Raw genomic sequence first — 22201 nt, 5'->3', positions numbered from 1 at the left:
CACCGGGGCCTGGTTAACCGATACTTGCTGTTCTTCTGGTGCCCAGAGGGTCTTGTTTCATTCGGGTTTGTGGAGCACGTCTCATTTGTGCCGGAGGACGGCCCACGCGGCGGCGCCGGCGCCGATCGCGGCCGCACCGCCGATCGCGGCGGTCGCCCGCGGATGCTGCCGCGCCTGCCCAGGCACCTGCTTCGCCCTCGCCGGTACCTGCTTCGCCATGACCGGTACCTGCTTGGCCATCGCTGGTACCTGCTTGGCGCGCTGTGCGGCGGTACCGGCGGCCTCGGCGGCGGACTCCTTGATGCGGCGCGGGAAGTTGAGCTGACGGCTCAGTTGCTGGACGGTGTCGGCCAGGTGCTGCCGGGTCATCTCCAGATCGGCCCGCAGCATCTCGGTGTCACTCATCTTGGTATCACTCATCGAACTGCCCTACCTTCCGGCTCGTGTCCCTTGAGTGCTTCCAGGTCGTCGTGCATTCCCTCGACTGCCTGCTGCGGCATCGGTGGAGTCGCATGGCTGACATGACGCTTGCCGAGCAGCGCGGCCACCCCGGCGATCGCGAACAGCACGACCGCGATGATCAACGCCGACAACCACGCCGGTACTGCGGTCGCCAGGCCGCAGATGGCGGCCGCCACCAGCGCGCCGAGACCGTACAGGGCGAACGTCCCCGCGCCGCCGAACAGGCCGAGGCCGATCCCGGCCTCCTTGCCCTTGTCCTTCAATTCGGCCTTCGCCAGCTGCAGTTCGTCGCGAACCAGGTGGCTCACGTCCCTGCTCAGCTGAGCGACCAGGGCGCCGATGCGGTCGTCTTCCCGGACGGGCGCCGGATGGGTCGTCATGGTGACCTCCCGTGGTTGGCTTACCGGCCCGGTACCCAATGCTGGTCACGCCAAGCGACTGCCCGGTTCGCCCGGTAGGTTTGCCGCTAGGTAGGCGACTCGGGAGGGGAAACGATGGACTGGAAGCTCGAACTGGTCTCGGTGCCGGTGTCGGACGTGGACCGGGCGAAGGCCTTCTACACCGACCAGGTCGGATTTCATGCCGACCACGACCACCAGGTGACCGACGAACTGCGGTTCGTTCAGCTGACGCCGCCGGGCTCGGCCTGCTCGATCGCGATCGGGACCGGGCTGCCGCAGGCGGAGCCGGGGTCGGTGCGCGGGCTGCAGATCGTGGTCGCCGATGTGGCCGCGGCGCGGGCCGAGCTGGTCGGGCGCGGGGTGGAGGTGTCGGAGGTCCAGGAGTTCCCGTGGGGCAGCTTCGTGTTCTTCAGCGACCCCGACGGCAACGGCTGGGCGCTGCAGCAACTCCCGGTCTACAGCTGACCGGTCAGGAACTTCCGGGGGACTTGAACTCTACTTAAAGATGAACAGTTCGAAAGTCCTTACCTGGTTGAGGATTCCATCGGTGATTCCGAGCATCGGACAGTCCGGGTTACCGCTAGGACGAGCTTGGTGACCGGTTGTAAGGTGGCCTTTGGTTGAGCAGCCAGCCGGCGTTCGATGCGTCGACGACTGCGGTCCCTGCCGAGGACGAACATGACCGATCTTCACCATCACCCCCAGCGTGCTTCACGACGCCGTCAATCCGCTGCCGCCCCTGTCAAGAAGTCGAGTGCCATGCCTGTCGCCACCCCCACAGCCAGGCCGGTCGACGTCCAGGTCCGCATCGGCGGCCGCTGGATCGCTGGTCAGGCCCTGTCCCACCGCGCCGACCAGGTGCTGGTCAGCCACCACGGCCACTTGGTCTGGGTGGATCAGCAGTCCGTCCGCACCCCCTGAGCCCAGCACTGCCGTAGTGCCAGACTCTGGCCATGGAGTTGCGGCAGTTGGAGTACTTCGTGGCGGTGGCGCACGAGCGGTCGTTCACGCTCGCCGCGCGGCGACTGCATGTGGTGCAGAGCGCTGTCAGTGCCGCGATTGCCTCGCTGGAGAAGGACATGAAGGTCACGCTGTTCGAGCGGAGCGCCCAACGCGTAGTACTGACTGAAGCCGGTACGGCGTTGTTGCCCGAGGCGCTCGCTGTGATGGACGCGGTGCAGGGCGCCCGGGATGTGGTCGACGAACTCGGCGCCGGGATGCGCGGATCGGTCCGGGTCGGACTGCTGCCGGGGCTCGGGCTGATCGATCTGCCGGCCGCGGCGGGCGAGTTCCGGCGCCGGTACCAGAACGTCGAGCTGCAGTTGCGGGTCGAGGCGGAGGGGTCGGCCGGGGTGATCTTCGGGCTGCGGAACGGCGACATCGAGGTCGGTTTCCTGGGCGTCGGTGCGGGCAGCGTGCCGCGGGATCTGTCCTCGTGGGAGCTGCTCCGGGTGCCGCAGGTGCTGGCCGTTCCGGTCGATCATCGGCTGGCGCGGCGGCGGTCCGTGCACCTGACCGAGCTGGCGGACGAGGCCTTCGTGGACTTCCCGCCGGGCTTCGGGACCAGGGTGCTGATCGACCAGAAGTTCGAGGCGGCCGGGATCGAGCGACGGGTGGTGGTCGAGGCGCTCGGGATCGAGAACGGGGTCCAGTTCGTCCGGCACGGGGTCGGGCTGGCGATCCTGCCGGCGTACGCGGTGCTGGCCGAGGAACGCATCCGGGCGGTGCCTATCGCGGACCAGCCGTTCCAGTGGTCGCTGTACATGGCGACGCTGAAGAAGCGGAAACCGTCGGCGGCGCTGCGGGCGTTGCTCGGACTGGTCGGCAAGCATCTCCAGCAGCCGGCCGGGACCACGCTCGGCGCGGATCTCTTGGATCAACAGAATTGATTTACCTATCGAGTTGAGTCGTTTGAGTTGATGCATCGCCGAGCGCAGGATTGTTTGGTGTCAGACATCGGGAACTCAGAAGGAGCAGGGCGATGACGGAGCAGCACACCGAGCGGGTCGCGATCGTGACCGGCGGATCGCGCGGGATCGGCCGCGAGACGGCGGTCCGGCTCGGATCCGAGGGCTACGCGGTGGCGGTCGTGTACTCGGGGAACCGGGGCGAGGCCGAGCTGGCGGTGAAGGAGATCGACGCGGTGGGCGGCCGGGCGATCGCCGTACAGGCTGATGTGGCCGACGAGGCCGCGGTGGCCGCGTTGTTCGACCGGACCGAGGAAGCCTTCGGTGGGATCGACGTGGTGGTGCACGCGGCCGGCGTGATGCCGTTGTCGCCGCTGGCCGACCTGGACCTCGCCGTCTTCGACGAGGTCGTCCGGACCAACCTGCGCGGCACCTTCGTGGTCGACCAGCAGGCGGCCCGCCGGTTGCGCGACGGCGGCGCGATCATCAACATCTCCAGCTCGCTCACCAAGCTGGCGCGGCCCGGGTACGGCGCCTACGCGGCGACCAAGGGTGGTGTCGAGGCGCTCACCCTGATCCTCGCCCGCGAGTTGCGCGGCCGGAACATCACCGTCAACGCAGTGGCCCCCGGCCCGACCGCGACCGCCTTGTTCCTGGACGGCAAGCCGCAGGAGCTGATCGACCGGATCGCCGCCGAACCGCCGCTGGAGCGGCTCGGCCAGCCCGAGGACATCGCCGAGGTGATCTCGTTCCTCGCCGGGCGCGGGCGCTGGATCAACGGCCAGGTCATCTACACCAACGGCGGCTCGGCCGCTTGATCATCCAGGGGTGGTGAGATGAGCAAGGTGGACCTCGTCGATGTCCACGCCCACTTTTGATTTCCGGGCGCGGGTGCTGGCGCGCCAGGTGAACGAGGCGGCCGCTGCCGTGGGTCGGAGGCATCCCGGACGATTCGCGTTCTTCGCGAGACCAACAATGCGGGCGGGCAATATCCGGCAGACCCCCAGGGCTACCGCCAACGCCCACAACCTCTTCCAGGAGGTAGGCGCCTCGGTGGGCCCTGACAGCTCCACCGAGGCTTTTGTTGATTACTCAACAGGCTGAGATCGTACGCGGAACCGGCCTCCGGTGGGAGGGCCCGTCTCACCAGAAGTTATCGTTGGGTACTGCAACCAAATGTGGTCCGGGTGAGGCTCCGTCCGTGAGGGCGGGGAGCCGGGCGCCGTCCTCCGCCCCGGGGCAGCTCGATCAGCTGCGCCGGCCGAACGATCGCGCAGCAGAACGGACCCCGGATGTCTGCCCCCGCAGAAGCAGCACCATCGACCGAAGCGCCACCCTCGACCGAAGCCGCCGCCGCCGTACGGGCTGCCGATCCCGAGCTCACCCACAAGGAGATCCTCGAGATCCTCGCCGGCCTGCTGGCCGCGTTGTTCACGGCGATCCTCAGCTCCACGATCGTCAGCAACGCGCTGCCGACGATCATCGCCGACCTCGAAGGAACCCAGACGCAGTACACCTGGGTGATCACCGCCAGCCTGCTCGCGATGACCGTGTCGACGCCGGTCTGGGGCAAGCTGTCGGACCTGATGAGCAAGAAGCTGCTCGTCCAGCTGGCGACCATCCTGTTCGTGATCGGCTCGGCGCTCGCGGGGATGGCGCACAACGTCCCGTTCCTGATCGGCGCCCGGGTTCTGCAGGGGCTGGCGATGGGCGGCCTGATGGCGCTGGCCCAGGCGATCATCGGCGCCGCGATCCCGCCAAGAGACAGAGGCCGGTACTCCGGTTACATGGGCGCCACGATGGCCCTCGCCACCGTGAGTGGTCCACTGATCGGTGGTGTCATCGTCGACACCTCGTGGCTCGGCTGGCGTTGGTGCTTCTACGTCTGCGTCCCGCTCGCACTCATCAGCCTGGTCGTGCTGCAGCGCTATCTCCATCTGCCGCTGATCAAGCGTCGCGTGAAGATGGACTACCTCGGCGCGATCCTGATCGCCGCCGCGGCCAGCCTGCCGCTGATCTGGGTCACCTTCGCCGGCGAGCACTTCCCGTGGTGGTCCCGCGAGACCGCTGAGTTCCTTGGCGGTACTGCGCTGCTGGCGATCCTCGCCGTCGTCGTGGAGACCCGGGTGAGTGAGCCGCTGGTGCCGCTGCGGGTGGTCCGTGAACGCACCACCGCACTGGCGATCCTAGCCAGCCTCGCGGTCGGCGTCGCGATGTTCGGCAGCGCGGTCTTCCTCGGGCAGTACTTCCAGATCGCTCGTGGGTACAGCGCGACCGAGGCCGGGCTGCTGACGATCCCGATGATGTTCGGCTCGTTCCTCGGCTCGGTCGGTTCGGGCCAGATGATCACCCGGTTCGGCAAGTGGAAGCGGTACCTGGTTCTCGGCGGGCTCTTCCTGGCAGCCGGACTTGCGGTGCTCGGCACGATCGATCACACCAGCCCTTACTGGTACGTCGGCCTCGGCATGCTCGGGATGGGCATCGGCATGGGCATGATGATGCAGAACCTGGTGCTCGCCGTACAGAACACTGTCGACGTCAGCGAGGTCGGTGCCGCGAGCGCGTCGGTGACGTTCTTCCGCAGCCTTGGTGGTGCTGTGGGAGTCTCCGTTCTCGGTGCGGTGCTCGCGACCCGGGTGACTGATCTGATCACGGCGAATCTGCGGGATCTCGGTCCGGCCGGTGCCCAGGCGGGGCAGGCGCTGCAGAGTGGGTCGGGGACGAGTGTGCTCGATGTCGGGGCGCTTCCGCCGCAGTTGGCGACGATCGTGCGGCATGCGTATGGGGATGCGACCGGGCGGATCTTCCTGATCGCGGCTGCGGCTGCGGTGGTGAGCTTGTTGTCGGTGCTGTTCATCCGCGAGGTGCCGTTGCGGAGGACGGTGGCGATGGCGGGCGGCGTACCGGATGGCGCCGTCGGGGAACGTGACCTGTCGGCCGCGCCCGCGCCGGGGATGGAGGACGAGGCGTCGCGTGCTGCGGCGGTGGCGTTGGATGTGATCGCTTCGGCCGAGCGGACGGCGTTGGAGCGGGAGCGGGAAGCGACCGAGCGGGTGAATGCCGCGGCGACGGTGATCCGGCGGATGCGGACCGATGTGGCTGATCTGTTCACCCGGGTGGACCAGCAGATCGCGGAGCTCGAGCAGTCGTTGCCGGTGGTGGAGAGCGATCACCCGATGGCGCCGGTGCTGGATGCGCAGCGGGAGGACGGTGCGTTGGTGGGTGAGCTGCGGCGGTACGAGTTGAGTGTGCTGAGCGCTAGTCAACGGACGGCTGACCATCTGCGGGAGGTCGCGAAGGCCGAGGCGGATGAGTTGCTGGCGTCGGCCCGGGCCGAGGAGGAGGCGATCCGGCAACGCATCGCGGAGCTCGAGGCCGTCGAGGAGCGCCTACTCGGCGTAGTACGCGATGGTCTGTCGGACACTCCCGCACCACCTGCCGCCCCGCCGCCAGCCATCACCAACTCGCACCGCCCGCATCCGAACATCAACCACGGCAATGGCTACCCGGCGCACGACCAGGAACGCCAAGCGTTCGGGTAGTTGAACCGGCTGTCGGTGTGGGATGGCATGCTCTCGATCTACTGGCTGGTGGAGAGGGAGCGGCGTGGGGCCTTGGGATGTGGAGCGGGTGCTGGCGCTTGCGCCGGATGCTGCCTCGGCCAAGGCGGGGCAGGCGCAGGCGAAGCCGGCCAAGTGGTCGGAGCAGGGGAGTTCCGAGCGGGCTGTCTGGGGGCTCTGCCAGGGGAGCGGCAAGAAGCCGTACCAGACGATCGTCGACCTGAGCGGTCCTGCCTATCGCTGCAGCTGTCCGAGCCGGAAGTTTCCCTGCAAGCATGCGCTCGGTCTGCTGTTGCTGTGGTCCACGAACCTGCTCGCCGAGAGCACCGAACCTGCCTGGGCCAGCGAGTGGATCGAGGAGCGGGCGAATCGCGCTGATCGTGCGGCCGAGCGCGCGGAGAAGAAACCGGGGGAGGTCGCGGATCCGCTGGCGGCGCAGCAGCGGGTGGCTCGCCGGGCGGATCGCGTCGCAGGTGGGATGGCTGAGCTGCGCGGTTGGCTGGACGATCAGGTGCGGCAGGGGTTGAGCGGATTCGAGCAGCGCGGGTACGCCGAGCTGAGCCGGCTCGCCGCGCGGATGGTGGACGCGCAGGCGCCGGGCGTGGCGGGTTCCGTACGCCGGGCAGCCGGCGTCGTCGGCCGGGGACACGGGTGGCCGGGCGAGTTGCTGGAGGAACTCTCGCTGATCCACCTCATCGTGTCGGCCCATTCCCGCCTGGCCGAGTTGCCGCCGTCCCTCGCGGACACCGTGCAGTCGCGGATCGGCTGGACCGTCGAAACCGCGCGGGTGCTGGCCGAAGGTGAGAAGGTCGAGGACGACTGGCTCGTCCTCGGCCGGGTGATCGAGCCGGACGACCACTTGACCGTACGGCGAGTCTGGTTGCGTGGTGCCTCGACCGGCCGACTCGCGCTGATCCTCAACTTCGCCGCAGGTGGTCGCCAACTCGACCCGCTCCCGGGCCGCCCGGGCGAACTCGTCCCCGGCGTACTGTCCTTCTATCCGGGCGCTCTGCCGATGCGCGCGTTGCTGACCCAATCGGCACCACGCCTGCCCGGTCCGCGGCCGAGTGGCTTCACTGCGCTACAGGCATTGGCCTCGTACGTCGAATCGCTCGCGGCCGACCCTTGGAACGAACGCTGGCCGTTGGTGCTGGCCGACGTGCGCCCGGCGCGGAACGGCGACGGATGGGCGCTGGTCGATGAGACGGGCGGGCTGGAACTCCTGCCAGGCGTCGATCCGTGGAAATTGCTGGCGGTCTCCGCCGGCGACCCGATCACCGTGTCAGGTGAGTGGAACCGCGCCGGTTTCAAACCGATGACGTGCTGGCACGAGGACCGCCCGGTGGTGCTGTCGTGAGGGGATGGGACGGGTTGGTGAGTTCGGCGTTGCTGGGGACCGAGCGGCGGCCGGCGCACTTCGATGAGTTGCCGGAGGCGATTCGGTCGCAGATCGGCAGCGGTGGATTGCTGGATGCTGCTGCGTTGGCGACGGTCTATCAGCGCGCTGGGCGGAAGCCGCTCGAGGGGTTGGAGCCGCTGCCTCGAGCGGCTGGGGAGGACAAACCGCTTCCCCGCAACGCTGCTGTCCGTCGGTTGGCGGCGATGCTGGGTGGGTTCCAGACGGCGGCACTTGGTGAATGGTTGCGGGCTGCGGATGCTCGGGGGTGGGGTGTGCCGCCGGAGCACCTGCCGGCTTTGGCCGACTACGCGCGCGGGCGCTCGGAGTACAGGCCGTTGGTGGTCAAGGCGGCGGGGCGCCGGGCCGCCTGGTTGGCAGACCTCAATCCCGAGTGGCGGTTCCTGCACGAGGCGGTTGCGGATAGCAACAATGAGACGATCTGGACGCATGGCAACGCGATTCAGCGTCGTAGTTGGTTGCGCGACCTGCGTCGGCGCGATCCGGCCGCGGCGCTCGAAGCGTTGCGCGAGGTCTGGCCGACCGAACCTGCGCCGATCCGGCTCGACTTCCTTGCCCTGCTGGCGGATGAGCTCTCACCTGCCGACGAGGAGTTTCTCGAAGCAGCCCTCGACGATCGGTCCAAGGAGGTCCGGCGATCGGCGGCAGGCTTGCTCGCGCGGTTGCCGGGTTCGCAGTACGGGAAGAGGATGGCGGCGCGGGTGTGGGCGCAGCTGAACGTCAGCCAGGGGATGTTGGCGGTGACGCTGCCGTCGCGGGTTGACGAGGCGATGCTGCGGGACGGGATCGATCCGCAGCCGCAGGAGGGAATCGGCAAGCGGGCTTGGTGGTTCCGGCAGATTCTCGCCGCGGCTCCGCTCGCAACGTCCGAGCCGGACTATCTGAAACTGAAGGTGGAAGGTTGCGCCCCGGAGGTGTTGCAGGTGGCGTGGGCCGAGGCGACCGTGCGAGAACGGAACGTCGAATGGGCTCGTGCCTTGCTCGCAGTCAATGCCGCGACGGGTAATCGTGTCGCCGAGCTGCTGCGGATATTGCCTGAGGATGAATGGGTGCCCGCACTCGAAATCCTCCGCGCCCGGATCGATCTTGCCGAACTGGTCGGCGGGCTACCGGTGCCGTGGCCGGTGCCGCTCGGCGTGATGGTGCTCGATCTGCTGGCGAAGGTCGGGACCGGCCGCAGCTGGGCGCGGTTGGCGAGTATCGCGGCGCGCGCCGTACCGCCCGAAGTACTGAACCATCGGATCACCCGCGAACCGACAGGTGAGGAAGACACCTGGCGGCTGCGGCTCGTCGAGACCTTGATCTTCCGCCGGGAAATGTACGAGGAGTTGTCATGACTGAAGTACTGCGGCCGCATGCCGAGGACGAGTACGCCGAGGAGCTGGCTGCGCTGGTGGCGTCGGACGACCGGACCCGGCCGCCTGCGTGGCGGATGTCTCCGGCCGCGGTGGTGACGTACTTGCTCGGCGGGACTGCCGGAGATGTGGAGATCACGCCGAAGTACGTCGGTCCTCGGCGGCTGGTCGAGGTCGCCGTGGCCACGTTGGCGACGGATCGCGCGTTGTTGCTGCTCGGCGTGCCCGGTACGGCGAAGACGTGGGTGAGCGAGCACTTGGCGGCGGCGATCAGCGGTGATTCCACGTTGCTGGTGCAGGGCACGGCCGGGACTGCCGAGGAGGCGATCCGGTACGGCTGGAACTATGCGCAATTGATTGCCCAGGGCCCCAGTGAGGCGGCGCTCGTGCCGAGTCCGGTGTTTCGCGCGATGGCGGATGCGAAGATCGCCCGGATCGAAGAGCTGACCCGGATGCCGTCCGACGTCCAGGACGCGTTGATCACGATCCTGTCCGAGAAGACGCTGCCGATCGCCGAGCTGGGCACGGAAGTCCAAGCCCGCAAGGGGTTCAACGTCATCGCGACCGCGAACGATCGGGACAAGGGCATCAACGAGCTGTCGAGTGCCTTGCGGCGTCGGTTCAACACGGTGGTGCTGCCGTTGCCGGATTCGGCCGAGGATGAGGTCGAGATCGTCTCACGTCGGGTGGCCCAGTTGGGTTCGTCGTTGGAGCTGCCGCAGGCCGATGATGCGTTGGTCGAGATCCGGCGTGTGGTGACGGTGTTCCGTGAGCTGCGGGCCGGGCGGACCGAGGACGGTCGTACTGCGGTCAAATCGCCGTCCGGCACGTTGTCGACTGCCGAGGCGATCAGCGTGGTGACTGGTGGGCTCGCCCTGGCGGCGCACTTCGGGGATGGAGTGCTGCGCTCGTACGACGTGGCGGGTGGGATCCTTGGCGCGGTGGTGAAGGACCCGTCGGCGGACCGGGTGGTCTGGTCGGAGTACTTGGAGACGGTGGTCCGCGAGCGGGAGGACTGGTCGGACTTCTACCGGGCGTGCCGGGACATCAGCGGATGACAGCTGAAGCTCCTTCGCCGGCGCTCGGCACGAGCGGGCGAGTCCACCTCTTCGGGATCAGGCATCACGGGCCGGGGTCGGCTCGTGCGTTGGCGACTGCGCTGGGTGAGTTGCAGCCGGACATCGTGCTGATCGAGGGCCCACCCGAGGCCGACAAGATTGTCGAATTGGCCGCGGACGAAGAGATGGAGCCGCCGGTCGCGTTGCTGGCTTATGCGGTGGACGATTCGACCCGGGCGGCGTTCTGGCCGTTCGCGGTGTTCAGTCCGGAGTGGCAGGCGATTCGGCACGCGCTGACGGCCGGCGTACCGGTGCGGTTCTGTGATCTGCCGGCCGCACATCAGTTCGCCTCGTCGGGGGCGGACGGGCGGCGCGGGTTGTCGATCGACCCGCTGGCGACACTCGCCGAGGCCGGTGGGTACGACGATCCCGAGCGCTGGTGGGACGACGTGATCGAGCATCGGCGCGACGGGGCCGAACCGTTCACGGTGATCGCCGAGGCGATGGCTGAGCTGCGCGTCGACGAGGAGGCGGTCGGGCGGGAGGCGCAGCGCGAGGCCTTCATGCGGACGGTGTTGCGGAAGGCAATAAAGGAAGGCTTCGAGCGGATCGCCGTGGTGTGCGGTGCTTGGCATGTGCCTGCCTTGACGGCGCCGTTGCCTCCGGCAACTCACGATGCTCGCATCCTGAAAGGTTTGCCGAAGCGGAAGGTCGCCTGCACCTGGGTGCCTTGGACGCATGGCCGGTTGGCGTCGGCGAGTGGATACGGTGCCGGTGTTACCTCGCCTGGCTGGTATCACCACCTCTTCACGGCACCTGATCAGATCACCACGCGATGGTTGACGAAGGTTGCGCAGGTACTGCGGGCCGAGGATCTTCCGGTGTCGAGCGCGCATGTGATCGAGGCGGTCCGGTTGGCGGAGACGCTGGCTGCGTTGCGTGAACGGCCGCTCGCTGGGTTGAGCGAGGTCACCGAGGCGACGCGAGCGGTGATGTGCGGGGGCAACGACGTGCTCCTCGACCTGGTGACGCGAGAGGCAGTGGTCGGAGAGCTGCTGGGCGCCGTACCGGCTGCTACTCCGCAGGCTCCGGTGGCGGCGGATCTGGCGGCTCAGGCGCGGCGGTTGCGGATGAAGCGGGACGCGGTCGAGCGCGTGGTCGAGCTCGACCTGCGGAAGCCGAACGATCTGGAGAAGTCGCGGCTGCTGCACCGGCTGCGGATCCTGGGGATCGACTGGGGTGTGCCGACCGCGGACGAGCGACGCAACCAGGGGACGTTCCGCGAGACCTGGACGCTGAGCTGGGATCCGGGGCTGGAAGTGGACCTTGTCGCCGCGGGTGCGCACGGTACGACGGTGCTTGGTGCGGCGACTACGACGATGCTGCGCGTCGCGGACGAGTCTTCGACGTTGGCGGCTGTGACCGCCGCGCTCGAGAGGTCGTTGCTGGCGGATCTTGCCGACGCGTTGCCGGCGCTGCTGGCTGGGGTGGATACGCGGGCCGCTAAGGACGCTGATGTGGGGCATCTGATGGCCGCGTTGCCGGCGCTTGCCCGGTCTGCGCGGTACGGGGATGTGCGCGGGAGCTCCAGCGACGGCCTCGGATCGGTGGCGAGCCGGATGGTTTCGCGCGTCTGTGCCGGCTTGGCGCGGACCGTGCATGGGCTCGATCCGGACGCCGCGGCGAAGGTGCTGGAACTGATCGACGGCGTCCAGGATGCGACCGCGTTGCTCGCCTCGGAGGTTCGGGGCGAGTGGCTGGCGACGTTGGAAGGGCTGAGCGATCGGTCGTCGGTGCCGCCGTTGATCGCCGGGCGGCTGACCCGGTTGATGCTCGACACGTCGCGGGTGGAGGCGCGCGAGGTCGGGCTCCGGCTGGGGCGGGTGCTGACGCCCGGTACCCCGACGGGCGACGCGGCCGGCTATATCGAAGGCTTCCTGGCCGGCGGTGGGTTGTTGCTGATCCACGATGAGCACCTGCTGGCGTTGGTGGATTCGTGGCTGTCCGGGATCCGGGACGAGGACTTCGTCGAGGTGCTGCCGTTGTTGCGGCGGACGTTCGGCACCTTCGCGCCGCCCGAGCGACGGTCGATCGGTTCGCGGGCCGCCGTACTGGGTCCTGGTGGGCGGATCCGGGTGGTTGCTGAGGACAACGATCTCGACGAAGAGCTGGCGGCGTCGGTGCTGCCGGCCGTTGCGCGATTGCTGGGGGTGTGAGCGGCGTGGAAGAAGAGCGGATGCGGCGGTGGCGCCTGGTCCTCGGCAGCGAAGCGGAGCCAGAGACCGGTACTACGTTGTCCGCGGCCGACAAGTCGATCGACGCGGCGCTGGCAGCCTTGTACGACGCGGAGCCGGGCGAGGGTGGGTCGCGTCGTTCGGCGGGGTTGGGTTCGTCGGCGCCTCGGGTTGCGCGGTGGTTGGGGGACATCCGCGGGTATTTTCCGAGCACGGTGGTTCAGGTCATGCAACGGGATGCGGTGGAGCGGCTCGGCATCACGCGGATGCTGATGGAGCCTGAGTTGCTGGGGGCGGTTGAGCCCGACGTACACCTCGTCACCACCTTGCTCGCGCTGAACGAGGTGATGCCGGAGGAGACCAAGCAGACCGCGCGGGAGGTGGTCGGCCGGGTCGTCGCTGAGCTGGAGCAGCGGCTGGCCGAGCGGACTCGGGCTGCGGTGACGGGTGCGCTGGATCGCGCTGGGCGGACCGGGCGGCCGCGGCATTCGGACATCGACTGGGATCGGACGATCCGGGCGAACCTGAAGCATTTCTCGCCGTCGTTGGGGACGATCGTGCCGGACCGGCTCGTCGGGTACGCGCGGCGCAATCACAGCGTCCAGCGCGACATCGTGCTGGCGATCGACCAGTCGGGGTCGATGGCGGAATCGGTCGTCTACGCGAGTTTGTTCGGCGCGGTGCTGGGGTCGATGCGGGCGTTGCGGACGTCGCTGGTGGTGTTCGATACCGCGGTGGTCGATCTGACCGATCAGCTGGATGATCCGGTCGACGTGCTGTTCGGGACGCAGCTCGGCGGCGGGACGGACATCAACCGCGCGCTGGCGTACTGCGAGGGCCTGGTCGCACGGCCGGCCGAGACGGTGCTGGTGCTGATCAGCGACCTGTACGAAGGCGGCGTACGAGCGGAGATGCTCCGGCGAGCACGCTCGCTGATGGAGTCCGGCGTACAGGTGATCGCCCTTCTCGCCCTGGCCGACTCCGGCACCCCGTCGTACGACGCAGACAACGCCGCAGCGCTCACCGACCTCGGCATCCCCACCTTCGCCTGCACCCCCGACCTCTTCCCCGACCTCCTGGCCGCCGCCATCCGCCACGAAGACCTCACCACCTGGTCGGCGATGAACCTGGCCAAGTGAGGCCCGGCAGGCGCCGGACTGCTCCTCAACGCTGCTGTCCGCGCTCGTCTGGCGAGTGTCAGCACGCGATGAGATGATGCGAGCGACAGAAAGAGACAGCCTGGATGAGGTTTCTTGTAAGCTCACCCGTCAAGGAGTACGAGCTGTACCGCTCTGCGGCGAAGCAGACGATCGTGGCTTTCTGCTCGGATGTGGAGACAGCGTCGACAGTCATCCTGAGCGAGGAAGGTGCGCCGCAAGATATCGCTCCCGTCGAAGCCTGCCGGGAAATGGTTCGATCCGCTGATTGCGTGGTGGGAATCTATGGCACACGCTACGGCTACGTCGATGACACCACGAACTTGTCGATCACCGAACTCGAGGCGCGCTGGGCGGTTGACGAATTCAAGGTTCCGCTTCTCGGCTTCATCCTCAGGAAACCCGGCTACGAGCCCGCACAGCAGGAGTTTATCGACCGGATCTCACATTTCAGGTCGGGCGTCTACATCGCCACCGTGGACTCGATCGAAGAACTGAAGTTCGAGCTCTATCGGGCACTTTCGATCCAGTTGCCGAAGATTTCCGCAGAATCGGCGGCGAAGGAACGAGCGGCTTCGATTCGCAGTCGGGACCTTCGCCATCTCGTGCTTCCTCTGACCTGTACTTCCGCGGTCCCGGCAGTCGACGCGCCGGGGGCCGACGCAGTCGATCTCGACGTCGCGGTCCGGAAGGAACTCGCCGCGGGCACGGAAGTCATCTTCGTTCTCGGGGAGGTCGGTTCAGGCAAGACCTGGTACTTGAAGCAGTTGTACGCGACCTTGGTGGAAGGCTACAACGGAGAGGGCGCTCAGGCGCTGCCGGAATTCGCAGACCTCGGAGACATCTTCGCTGCTGCTCCTGGTCTGGCCACGAACCCGGTGAACGCGACCTCCTCGGCGAGGGCCCGGGGATTCGTTCGTAGTCGCGCGGAACACTCGGTCGGCAGCCTGGCGGAGCTGGAAGCCTCGCAGGCGGGGGTATTTCTCCTGGATGCGTACGACGAGGCAGTTGCCAAGAACCCGCCAGGATCGCGACTCCGGCTGCTCGAACTCACGCTGGGCCTGTCTGCTCCCGGCCGTCAGTTGGTGATCACGAGCCGCTCTCATCTGTTCGATTCGAAAGCGCAGATCGATCGATTGGTGGGTTCAGCACTCCGGAGCAGCGCCGGCGGACGGCGGGCCAGGCATGCCGTGTTCTCAGTGAATGCACTGACGAGTTCGCAGGTGAGGCAGTTCCTGACCACACAGTACGGTGATTCGACCGGTGAACAGTGGCGGAATCTGAGCGCCATCATTGACCTTCCGGATCTGGCCAGACGACCTGTTCTGCTGCCGATGGTCTGTGACTCACTTGGTGAACTCGAATCTGCAGACAGGGAAGCGCCGGTCACTGGCGGAGCTCTCTACGAGGTCTACCTGGATCGGTGGTTGGCCAGAGAGAGTTGGCGGCTCCGGCTCAGTCACATCGGTGCCCGACGGCTCTTTCAGGACCTGGCTCTGTTGCTGCACACCTCGGCGACCGACTCGTTCTACTTCGATGATCTGCCACAACTGCTGCCGGAATATTTCCCCCAGGACATTCTCAACAGCCAGTACGACGAGATAGCAGAAGCGCTCCGGGTCGCGACGTTCCTGCGGGCGCGCGCCGATGGAACCTTCACCTATGCGCATCGATCGTTCGCCGAATACTTCCTGGCCGAACGCATCGTCGAGGCGCTTCTGCGACGAGATGCAAAACTGGACCTGCGCCGGTTTCCGTCAAAAGTCACCGATGCGTTCGCCGTCGACCTGCTGGTGACGAATCCGCGGGCAGTCGATGCACTTCTCGAGATGGCAGGGCTGGCCGAATCGCCGGTCTTCCGATATCTGTGCCCGTATCTGCTGGCCCGTGTCCAGCGAAGGACCGGGAGCATCGACCTCCGCGCTGCAGAGTCGCGGCTCAAAGAACTCACAGGTGCTGAAACAGAGCCGTTCGTCACTCGTGAGCTACTGGTGACTCTCATCGACCTGGGTGCCGGTATCGATCCCGCCGCGCTCCAGGCGCATCTCGGGAATCCGATCCCGAGGGACGTGATCAGAAGTGAACTGAAGGACTATTACGGCAGTCTGGAAGAGGCACGACTCTATTTGGTGTCGAAACTCGACGCGATGGTTCCAGAGCCACTCCGGCTCTTCTACCTCATCAGCCTCTGTGGCGTCGCCGACGGCCGAGACATGGACATTTTCGAGAGGTACCGTCGCGACGGTGTGGCTGCCGAACGCCGAGTCGCGCAGGAGGCGCTGGACTACTTGGGGGAGATCGCTAGTGATTGATGAGGAGCAGCTGCGGCAATGGATTGAAATGCGGCAGGCAAAGCCGGGGTTTCTGCAGGATATCGAGAGCGAGATCGCCGGATCCGGGCACGAGAACGAGCAGATATTCTATTCGCAGGTGAATCTTCTCAAGATTCTGGTGACCGTGCGTCGGGCCACCAGGATCCTTGAACTGGGAACCTTTCTAGGGTTCAGCACCTCGGTGTTCACGAAGGCGCTCGAAGACCTGGGGGGCGGATCCATCTGCACCGTGGACCAGAGTGCGGAAGCGGTCTCGAAGGCAAGATCCGTCGTGTACGCGCCGGAGTCGGTCGATATCTCGTACCGGGTCGGCGACGCGGAGTCGGTCTGTCACGAGCTGCTGGCTGACGACCGCCGGTTCGACCTGGTGCTGCTAGATGTCGACGAGAGTTGCTATCCGCAGCTCTTCTCGCTCTGCGTCGATCTCCTCGAGACCGCCGGGATCCTGGTGATCGACAACCTGCTGATGGCTACGGTGGCAGGCTGGCACTCCGGCGAGAACGTTGTGGAGGCGGACGGCAACCCGAAGATGACCGCCCTGCGTCGCACGATCGAGCTGATACAGCAGGAAGATCGGGTCGAGTCTGCCATCGTCCCGCTCGGCAGTGGAATGGGCCTCTGCGTCAAGCGCTGAGCCGGGTCTACAGGCTCAGCCGGCTTCGGCGACGACGTCTTCGGTGACGAAGACCGAAACCCGATCGCGGACCTCGGGGTGGAAGATGATCGACAGCGGAAAGTCCGGATCAGGGGACTTGTGCGACATCAATTCGGCGTACAGGTCGCGCTTGCGGGCGCCGGAGACAATGACGATGACTTGATCGGCCGTGCGTACCTGCCATGGGCCGAGTGACATGCCGTATTCACGGAAACGAGCGCCTGCATACGATTCACTCGAGGATTCGGTGTGGACCTGCCGGAATTCTTCGATGAGCCGAGCCAGGTGCCAGCCGACGTCGAGGGGCGTCCCAGGCATGACATTGGCGTAGTTCCCCTGGACGCCCAGTGCCAGAACCAGCATGTTGATCGGGGCGTCGAAGCTCGAGAATTTCTGGAGGTCGGGCTTGAGCACGAGCGTCTCGGCGCCGGTGGCTGCGTCCAACGGCGACAATAGGTGCGTCCTTGCGAATGACTCGTAGCTGGCGCTGTCGACGGCAGGGATGTAATCGACCGCAGGCGGTGTCCCGTCGACCTGTTCGTCCATCAGGACGAACCGGGATGAATCCCAGCCGGCGAACCGCGCGTGGTTCTTGATCGCCCAGGAGTAGATTGGCCGCGGGGTGCTCGACAGCGGCAGGGCATAGTTGAAGGTGCCGGATGAAGCGATATGCCGGGCTTGCAGATCTCTCCACACACTCCCGACCGGCTCGCCCAGAGATGGCACCGTGTTGATCTCCATGAACTGCCTCCGTCGCAGTGAATCAAGACGTTAACAAGCCGGCATTCCTGAAGGCCTCCGCAGCTCCAGGGACCTCGAGGACACCAGCCTTTTCGCAGAGTCGAACAGAGTGCCGCGCGCTGTGGCGGACAGTAGCAAGTACCTGTCGACGGTCGTAGGTATCTCGGAGAACTGTCTGAACATCTTCCGTGCTCAGACCGAGATCAGAGAGGATATTAGCGTACGGCTGGAGGTACGGCGACAGGCTGGTGACAATCAGCCGAGGCATGGCGAATGCCACCTCCGCCTTCATGTCGGTCGGGAGGCTCGCCCAGAGATCGAGGAAGAAGCGCGCGAAGAATGCATGGTGAAACTTCTCGTCGCGAGCGTGGTCGGCGACAGTCTCACGGACGAGCGTGGCGACTCCTCGGTCGCGCGGGATGTTCTCCAGCATCGAGGTCACGGCTGTCTCGAACACCACCACCTGCAGGATGCGGCCGAGTGGGATGTTGCCAGGCATCGCGAGCTCGATCGTGCGGTCGACGGCTGCCAGGAAAGGGTCGAACGTGTAGGGCAGGGCAGGAATCTCGGTGGCCGCCTCGATCTGGGTGACGAGGTCGAGACTGAAGAGTGCGTGGTACCCCTCGTCGGTGTAGATCTTGAAGGCCGCCAGTCTGGTTTCGGGAGAGATGCTGTGCGGCATCGACTCGGTGGCGATCAGTTGCGTCACGCGGTTCACGATCTTGACCTCGAAGTGGATAGTGAACAAGAGGTACTGATAAAGCTGCTGCGTGAGGATGCGATGGGTGGTGCCACTGTGACTTCCAACGGCGTGTGCCAGCAATGGATGGTCGAGGTATTGAACGAGCTCGACGGGGAATAGCCGCTTACCCATGTCCGACTCATCGCGCAGCACCCTGCGCAGACCTGATCTGACCGTCGCCTGTTTGTCCCAGTCGGCGAAAATATCCATGGTATTGCTCATTTCCTGTCGGCAGCTACCGACGCGAATGTCGGTCAGGCAGCGATAAGCGCAATGAATCCGATCACGTACGATGCGGCGAAGAACATGGGGATCCACTGCTCGATGGTGCTCAGCGGCCAGTAACGGGCCTGGTCCCTGCCGACCCCGAGAGCCGCCCATTCCGCCCGCCAGTACGGACTGGCCGGCAGACGTTCCTCGAGTGCGCCGATCACGACATATTTGGCAGTGTTCAGTTGCCGGTACGATCGGATGATCAGGAACCAGGCCAGGCATTGGCCGGTGAGCACGAGCCAGGGGAACAGAACTAAACCAGCCCGAGCGTCGGCCGGCTTCTGCCAGAAGAATCCGGCAGCGGTGAAGATCAGCGTGTTCAAGGTCAGGAAGAAGCCGTTCGCGATACCGCGGCGCGTACTGATGCGGTCGGCCATCTCGACATAGAGCTTGTACTGCTCGATCAGGAGACCTGTCTCCTGATCGGACATCGGACTCTGCCGCGTCGTCCATAGCGCATTTTCTATCGACTGGGTTTCGATCGGAGCGGCGACGCCGAAGAATCTTGTCAAGAGGATCCTTGCGAATCCGCTTCTGGGTGCCTGTGCCACGTCGAGTCCGTCTTCTTGCACCGGTCCCCTCCGAACTGCCTAGGAAACGTCACCCCCTGACCTGTCTAATTCTACCGGCGTAGGCCTGTTCGTGCTCCTCGCGAAGTGAGACCGGTGGCGGGGGTGGGGGTGGCGTGGTGGGCTGGTGGGGTGAGGGTTTCGGGGGTTGGGGTGGGGGAGTTTGGGCGGGCGCTGGAGGTGTGGGAGGCGTCGGTTCGGGCTACTCATGGGTTTGTGAGTGAGGCTGATATCGAGATCTTCCGGCCGCTGGTGCTGGGTGGGTTCGGGGAGATCGAGCACCTGGCTGGGTTGCGTGATGATGACGATCGGCTGGTCGGGTTCGTGGGGGTGGAGGCGGGGAAGGTCGAGATGTTGTTTCTCGATCCGCCGGTTCGTGGGCAGGGTGGCGGGAAGTTGCTGCTCGAGCATGCGATCAGCGCGTTCGGCGCCACCACCCTGGACGTGAACGAACAGAACCCGCAGGCCGTCGGCTTCTACCTGCACCAGGGCTTCCGGATCATCGGCCGTTCAGAGCTGGACGGCATGGGCAAGCCCTATCCCCTCCTTCATATGTCGCGCCAGCGCTGAGTGATATAGTCAAAATCAGTGACTATCAATAGCGCTGACTATATGGAGTGATGATGAGTACGGTGGAGTTGACGCGGTTCAAGGTGGCGGAGGAGAAGACGGCTGAGCTGCTGGCGGCGCGGGCGGAGATGGTGGCGGACTTCGCGGCTGATCGCGAAGGGTTCCGGGGAGCACGGTTGATTCAGTTGCCGGGTGGCGAGTGGCTGGACGTCGTGGACTGGGCGTCGGCCGAGGACTACGCGGCCAGTCGCGCGAAGGGCGCCAACCTGCCCGGTATCGCCCGCTTCTTCGCCGCCATCGACGAAGTCATCAGTGCCGAAGAGGGCACCACCGAGGAGTCAGTCGGCTAGTTCGAGGATGTCGATGTCGGTGCCGGGGTCGCCGTCGGCGAAGCGGAGGGCCCACCGCACGGCCTCGTCCTTGCAGTCGACGCGGATGATCGAGACCCCGGCGACGAGCTCCTTGGTCTCGGTGAACGGTCCGTCGACGACGCGCGGCGAACTGTCGGCGAAGGCGATCCGGGCGCCGCGCGAGCTCGGCATCAGGCCCTCGGCGAGCAACAGCACTCCCGCCTGGCGCATCTCCTCCAGTACGGCGTCCGCCCGCGCAAGCACGTCGGCGTCCGGCGGCAAGCCCGCCTCGAGCTTGTCGTTCGTCTTGTGCAGGAGCATGTACCGCATGCACCGACCGTAGCCATTCCCCCACCAACTGACCAGCACCGACAGGTCGGCAGGAGCAGAATGGATCGTATGACCGAGCCTGTGCGAGTAATCCGGGAAGTCGAGCTGATCGCCTCCGATCCGACCAGCGGCATGCTGCGGAAGAAGGCGTTCGAGCTACCGATCCTGTGGGCGGGAAGGGTGGAGACGCTGCCCGGCGCGATCTCCGGCTGGCATCACCACGATCGCAACGAGACCAGCCTGTACGTCGTATCGGGCATCCTCCGGCTCGAGTTCGACGGAGGAGCCGGCTATCTCGATGCCGTCGCCGGGGACTTCATCCATGTCCCGGCGTTCACCATCCACCGGGAGAGCAACCCGGGGAACGAACCGTCGATCGCCGTCATCGCCCGGGCCGGTGGCGGCATCCCCACCGTCAACGTCGAGAACTTCACCAACGGTCGAGGATGAGCTGCGGAGAGCCGCCAGGCGAGTCCTAGGGAAAGGTCTCGTATGCCGGGAGGGTCAGGAAGTCGACGTACTCCTCCGCGGTGGCGACATCCAGGAACGTCTTTCGTGCGGCCGCGTAGCGATCCGGGTCGCCGAGTTTCGTGATCTCCTCGTCGGCGATCTGGTTCACCAGCTCGGTGGTGACGGTGGCGCCGGTGTCGAGGACGACCTTGTTGTGCCGCCACTGCCAGATCTGGGAGCGCGAGATCTCCGCGGTCGCGGCGTCCTCCATCAGGTTGAAGATGCCGACCGCGCCGGTGCCTTCGAGCCACGCGGCCAGGTACTGGATCGCCACGCTCACGTTGCTCCGCAGGCCCGCCTCGGTCACCTCACCGGGCGTCGCCCCCACATCCAGGAGCTGGTCGGCGGTGACGTGCACGTCCTCGCGGAGCTTGTCGAGCTGGTTCGGCTTGGAGCCGAGGACCTCATCGAAGACGACGCGACAGGTGTCGACCATGCCGGGGTGGGCGACCCAGGAGCCGTCGAAACCGTCACCGGCTTCGCTGCGTTTGTCGGCCGCGACCTTCGCGAAGGCCTGCTCGTTCACCGCCGGGTCCTTGCTCGGGATGAACGCGGCCATCCCGCCGATCGCGTGCGCACCGCGCTTGTGGCAGGTGCGGACGAGCAACTCGGTGTAGGCGCGCATGAACGGCACCGTCATCGTCACCGAGTTCCGGTCGGGCAGCTGGTACTGCGTACCTCGGGTCCGGTATGTCTTGATCACGCTGAACATGAAGTCCCAGCGACCCGCGTTCAGGCCGGCCGAGTGCTCGCGCAGTTCGTACAGGATCTCTTCCATCTCGAACGCCGCCGGATAGGTCTCGATCAGCACGGTCGCCCGGATCGTGCCGGGCGGCATCCCGAGGAACTCCTGGGCCTTGAGGAACACGTCGTTCCAGAGCCGGGCCTCGAGGTGCGACTCCATCTTCGGCAGATAGAAGTACGGTCCCTGGCCACGATCGAGCTGGAGTTGTCCACAGGCGACGAGGTAGAGCGCGAAGTCGACGAGCGACCCCGAGGTCCGCTGGCCGTCGACCAGCAGGTGCTTCTCCGGCAGATGCCAGCCGCGCGGGCGGACCACGATCGTCGCGAGCTCGTCGTCGGGCCGCAGCTCGTACCGCTTGCCGGCCTCGGAACTGAAATCAATGCGCCGGGTCACCGCGTCGAGCAGGTTGAGCTGGCCGCCGATCACGTTCTCCCACAGCGGCGTGTTCGCGTCCTCCTGGTCGGCGAGCCAGACCTTGGCGCCGGCGTTCAGTGCGTTGACCGTCATCTTCCGGTCGGTCGGGCCGGTGATCTCCACCCGCCGGTTCACCAGCCCGGGCGCCGGGTCGGCCACCCGCCACGACGAGTCCTCCCGGACCGCAGCGGTCCCGGGGAGGAAACCGAGCGTTCCCCCGGCGGCGATCGCGGCGACCCGTTCGCGGCGCTTCCCGAGCAGCTCCAGCCGCCGCCCGTCGAACTCCCGGTGCAGCAGCTCGATCAGTTCCAGCGCCTGCCCGGTCAAGATCTCGTCGTACCGGTCCAGCATCGGTCCGGCAATCTCGATCGCCACGTGATCCTCCATCCGCCGCCGCTCCCCGGCCGCTCCGAGGGGA

The 22201-nt window shown here is 66.3% G+C and carries 22 protein-coding genes; 15 read left to right on the top strand and 7 right to left on the bottom strand.

Going from position 1 to position 22201, the window contains the following annotated elements:
* Positions 1-81: 81 nt before the first annotated feature.
* Together ABZ004_RS18670 and ABZ004_RS18665 are read right to left on the bottom strand one after the other, a co-directional pair.
* Positions 82-420 (bottom strand): DUF3618 domain-containing protein, encoded by a 339-nt coding sequence (locus ABZ004_RS18670; RefSeq protein ID WP_355681125.1) that lies wholly within the window; start codon positions 418-420, stop codon positions 82-84.
* The gene (locus ABZ004_RS18665; RefSeq protein ID WP_355681124.1) at positions 417-842 is read right to left on the bottom strand and encodes a phage holin family protein; all 426 of its coding nucleotides are present in this window, start codon (positions 840-842) and stop codon (positions 417-419) included. The genes ABZ004_RS18670 and ABZ004_RS18665 overlap by 4 nt, the downstream gene beginning before the upstream one ends.
* A 114-nt stretch (positions 843-956) precedes the next feature.
* Here ABZ004_RS18665 and ABZ004_RS18660 point away from each other — a divergent pair, with 114 nt between their 5' ends.
* The 12 genes from ABZ004_RS18660 (at position 957) to ABZ004_RS18605 (ending at position 16518) form a co-directional block, all read left to right on the top strand.
* On the top strand, positions 957-1328 hold the full coding sequence (locus tag ABZ004_RS18660; protein WP_355681123.1) for a glyoxalase superfamily protein: 372 nt from the start codon (positions 957-959) through the stop codon (positions 1326-1328).
* A gap of 294 nt (positions 1329-1622) precedes the next feature.
* On the top strand, positions 1623-1784 hold the full coding sequence (locus tag ABZ004_RS18655) for a hypothetical protein (RefSeq protein WP_355681122.1): 162 nt from the start codon (positions 1623-1625) through the stop codon (positions 1782-1784).
* 32 nt (positions 1785-1816) lie between these two features.
* Entirely contained in the window at positions 1817-2752 is a 936-nt protein-coding gene (locus ABZ004_RS18650) for a LysR family transcriptional regulator (protein ID WP_355681121.1), read from the top strand.
* Between the two features lie 92 nt (positions 2753-2844).
* Positions 2845-3588 carry an SDR family oxidoreductase gene (locus ABZ004_RS18645; RefSeq protein ID WP_355681120.1) on the top strand — a complete coding sequence of 248 codons (744 nt, stop codon included), beginning with the start codon at positions 2845-2847 and terminating at the stop codon, positions 3586-3588.
* 474 nt (positions 3589-4062) lie between these two features.
* Complete coding sequence (locus tag ABZ004_RS18640; protein ID WP_355681119.1) at positions 4063-6312, top strand: MFS transporter; 2250 nt, start codon at positions 4063-4065, stop codon at positions 6310-6312.
* A 64-nt stretch (positions 6313-6376) separates the two neighbouring features.
* A complete protein-coding gene (locus ABZ004_RS18635) occupies positions 6377-7687 on the top strand; it encodes an SWIM zinc finger family protein (RefSeq protein WP_355681118.1) in 1311 nt (436 codons plus the stop codon).
* Positions 7684-9084, top strand: coding sequence for a DUF5691 domain-containing protein (locus ABZ004_RS18630; protein ID WP_355681117.1), 1401 nt, complete (start codon positions 7684-7686; stop codon positions 9082-9084). Before ABZ004_RS18635 ends, ABZ004_RS18630 begins: the two co-directional genes overlap by 4 nt.
* Positions 9081-10160 carry an AAA family ATPase gene (locus tag ABZ004_RS18625; RefSeq protein WP_355681116.1) on the top strand — a complete coding sequence of 360 codons (1080 nt, stop codon included), beginning with the start codon at positions 9081-9083 and terminating at the stop codon, positions 10158-10160. Before ABZ004_RS18630 ends, ABZ004_RS18625 begins: the two co-directional genes overlap by 4 nt.
* Positions 10157-12376, top strand: coding sequence for a DUF5682 family protein (locus ABZ004_RS18620; protein ID WP_355681115.1), 2220 nt, complete (start codon positions 10157-10159; stop codon positions 12374-12376). Before ABZ004_RS18625 ends, ABZ004_RS18620 begins: the two co-directional genes overlap by 4 nt.
* Positions 12373-13533 (top strand): VWA domain-containing protein, encoded by a 1161-nt coding sequence (locus ABZ004_RS18615; protein WP_355681114.1) that lies wholly within the window; start codon positions 12373-12375, stop codon positions 13531-13533. The genes ABZ004_RS18620 and ABZ004_RS18615 overlap by 4 nt, the downstream gene beginning before the upstream one ends.
* A 104-nt stretch (positions 13534-13637) precedes the next feature.
* Complete coding sequence (locus tag ABZ004_RS18610) at positions 13638-15863, top strand: DUF4062 domain-containing protein (protein WP_355681113.1); 2226 nt, start codon at positions 13638-13640, stop codon at positions 15861-15863.
* Positions 15856-16518, top strand: coding sequence for a class I SAM-dependent methyltransferase (locus ABZ004_RS18605; RefSeq protein ID WP_355681112.1), 663 nt, complete (start codon positions 15856-15858; stop codon positions 16516-16518). Before ABZ004_RS18610 ends, ABZ004_RS18605 begins: the two co-directional genes overlap by 8 nt.
* A 15-nt stretch (positions 16519-16533) precedes the next feature.
* On the opposite strand, the gene ABZ004_RS18600 is transcribed toward ABZ004_RS18605, so the two are convergent.
* The 3 genes from ABZ004_RS18600 to ABZ004_RS18590 are packed head-to-tail and all read right to left on the bottom strand — an operon-like array spanning position 16534 to position 18867.
* Complete coding sequence (locus ABZ004_RS18600; RefSeq protein WP_355681111.1) at positions 16534-17280, bottom strand: hypothetical protein; 747 nt, start codon at positions 17278-17280, stop codon at positions 16534-16536.
* 22 nt (positions 17281-17302) lie between these two features.
* Complete coding sequence (locus ABZ004_RS18595; protein ID WP_355681110.1) at positions 17303-18232, bottom strand: diiron oxygenase; 930 nt, start codon at positions 18230-18232, stop codon at positions 17303-17305.
* A 44-nt stretch (positions 18233-18276) separates the two neighbouring features.
* On the bottom strand, positions 18277-18867 hold the full coding sequence (locus tag ABZ004_RS18590; RefSeq protein ID WP_355681109.1) for a hypothetical protein: 591 nt from the start codon (positions 18865-18867) through the stop codon (positions 18277-18279).
* A 213-nt stretch (positions 18868-19080) separates the two neighbouring features.
* On the opposite strand from ABZ004_RS18590, the gene ABZ004_RS18585 reads away from it, so the two are divergent.
* Both ABZ004_RS18585 and ABZ004_RS18580 read left to right on the top strand, forming a co-directional pair.
* A complete protein-coding gene (locus ABZ004_RS18585) occupies positions 19081-19434 on the top strand; it encodes a GNAT family N-acetyltransferase (RefSeq protein ID WP_355681108.1) in 354 nt (117 codons plus the stop codon).
* Between the two features lie 53 nt (positions 19435-19487).
* The gene (locus ABZ004_RS18580; protein WP_355681107.1) at positions 19488-19784 is read left to right on the top strand and encodes an antibiotic biosynthesis monooxygenase; all 297 of its coding nucleotides are present in this window, start codon (positions 19488-19490) and stop codon (positions 19782-19784) included.
* Here ABZ004_RS18580 and ABZ004_RS18575 read toward each other — a convergent pair.
* The gene (locus ABZ004_RS18575; RefSeq protein WP_355681106.1) at positions 19773-20114 is read right to left on the bottom strand and encodes a YciI family protein; all 342 of its coding nucleotides are present in this window, start codon (positions 20112-20114) and stop codon (positions 19773-19775) included. The genes ABZ004_RS18580 and ABZ004_RS18575 overlap by 12 nt on opposite strands.
* 69 nt (positions 20115-20183) lie before the next feature.
* Here ABZ004_RS18575 and ABZ004_RS18570 point away from each other — a divergent pair, with 69 nt between their 5' ends.
* Positions 20184-20564 carry a cupin domain-containing protein gene (locus ABZ004_RS18570; protein ID WP_355681105.1) on the top strand — a complete coding sequence of 127 codons (381 nt, stop codon included), beginning with the start codon at positions 20184-20186 and terminating at the stop codon, positions 20562-20564.
* Positions 20565-20589: 25 nt separating this feature from the next.
* On the opposite strand, the gene aceB is transcribed toward ABZ004_RS18570, so the two are convergent.
* On the bottom strand, positions 20590-22170 hold the full coding sequence (gene aceB / locus ABZ004_RS18565) for a malate synthase A (protein ID WP_355681104.1): 1581 nt from the start codon (positions 22168-22170) through the stop codon (positions 20590-20592).
* Between the last annotated feature and the right edge of the window lie 31 nt (positions 22171-22201).

It is taken from the genome of Kribbella sp. NPDC006257, assembly GCF_040613535.1.
Classification (GTDB): domain Bacteria; phylum Actinomycetota; class Actinomycetes; order Propionibacteriales; family Kribbellaceae; genus Kribbella.
Note: the sequence above shows the minus strand (reverse complement) of the source record. Positions and strands in the feature narration are given on the sequence as shown.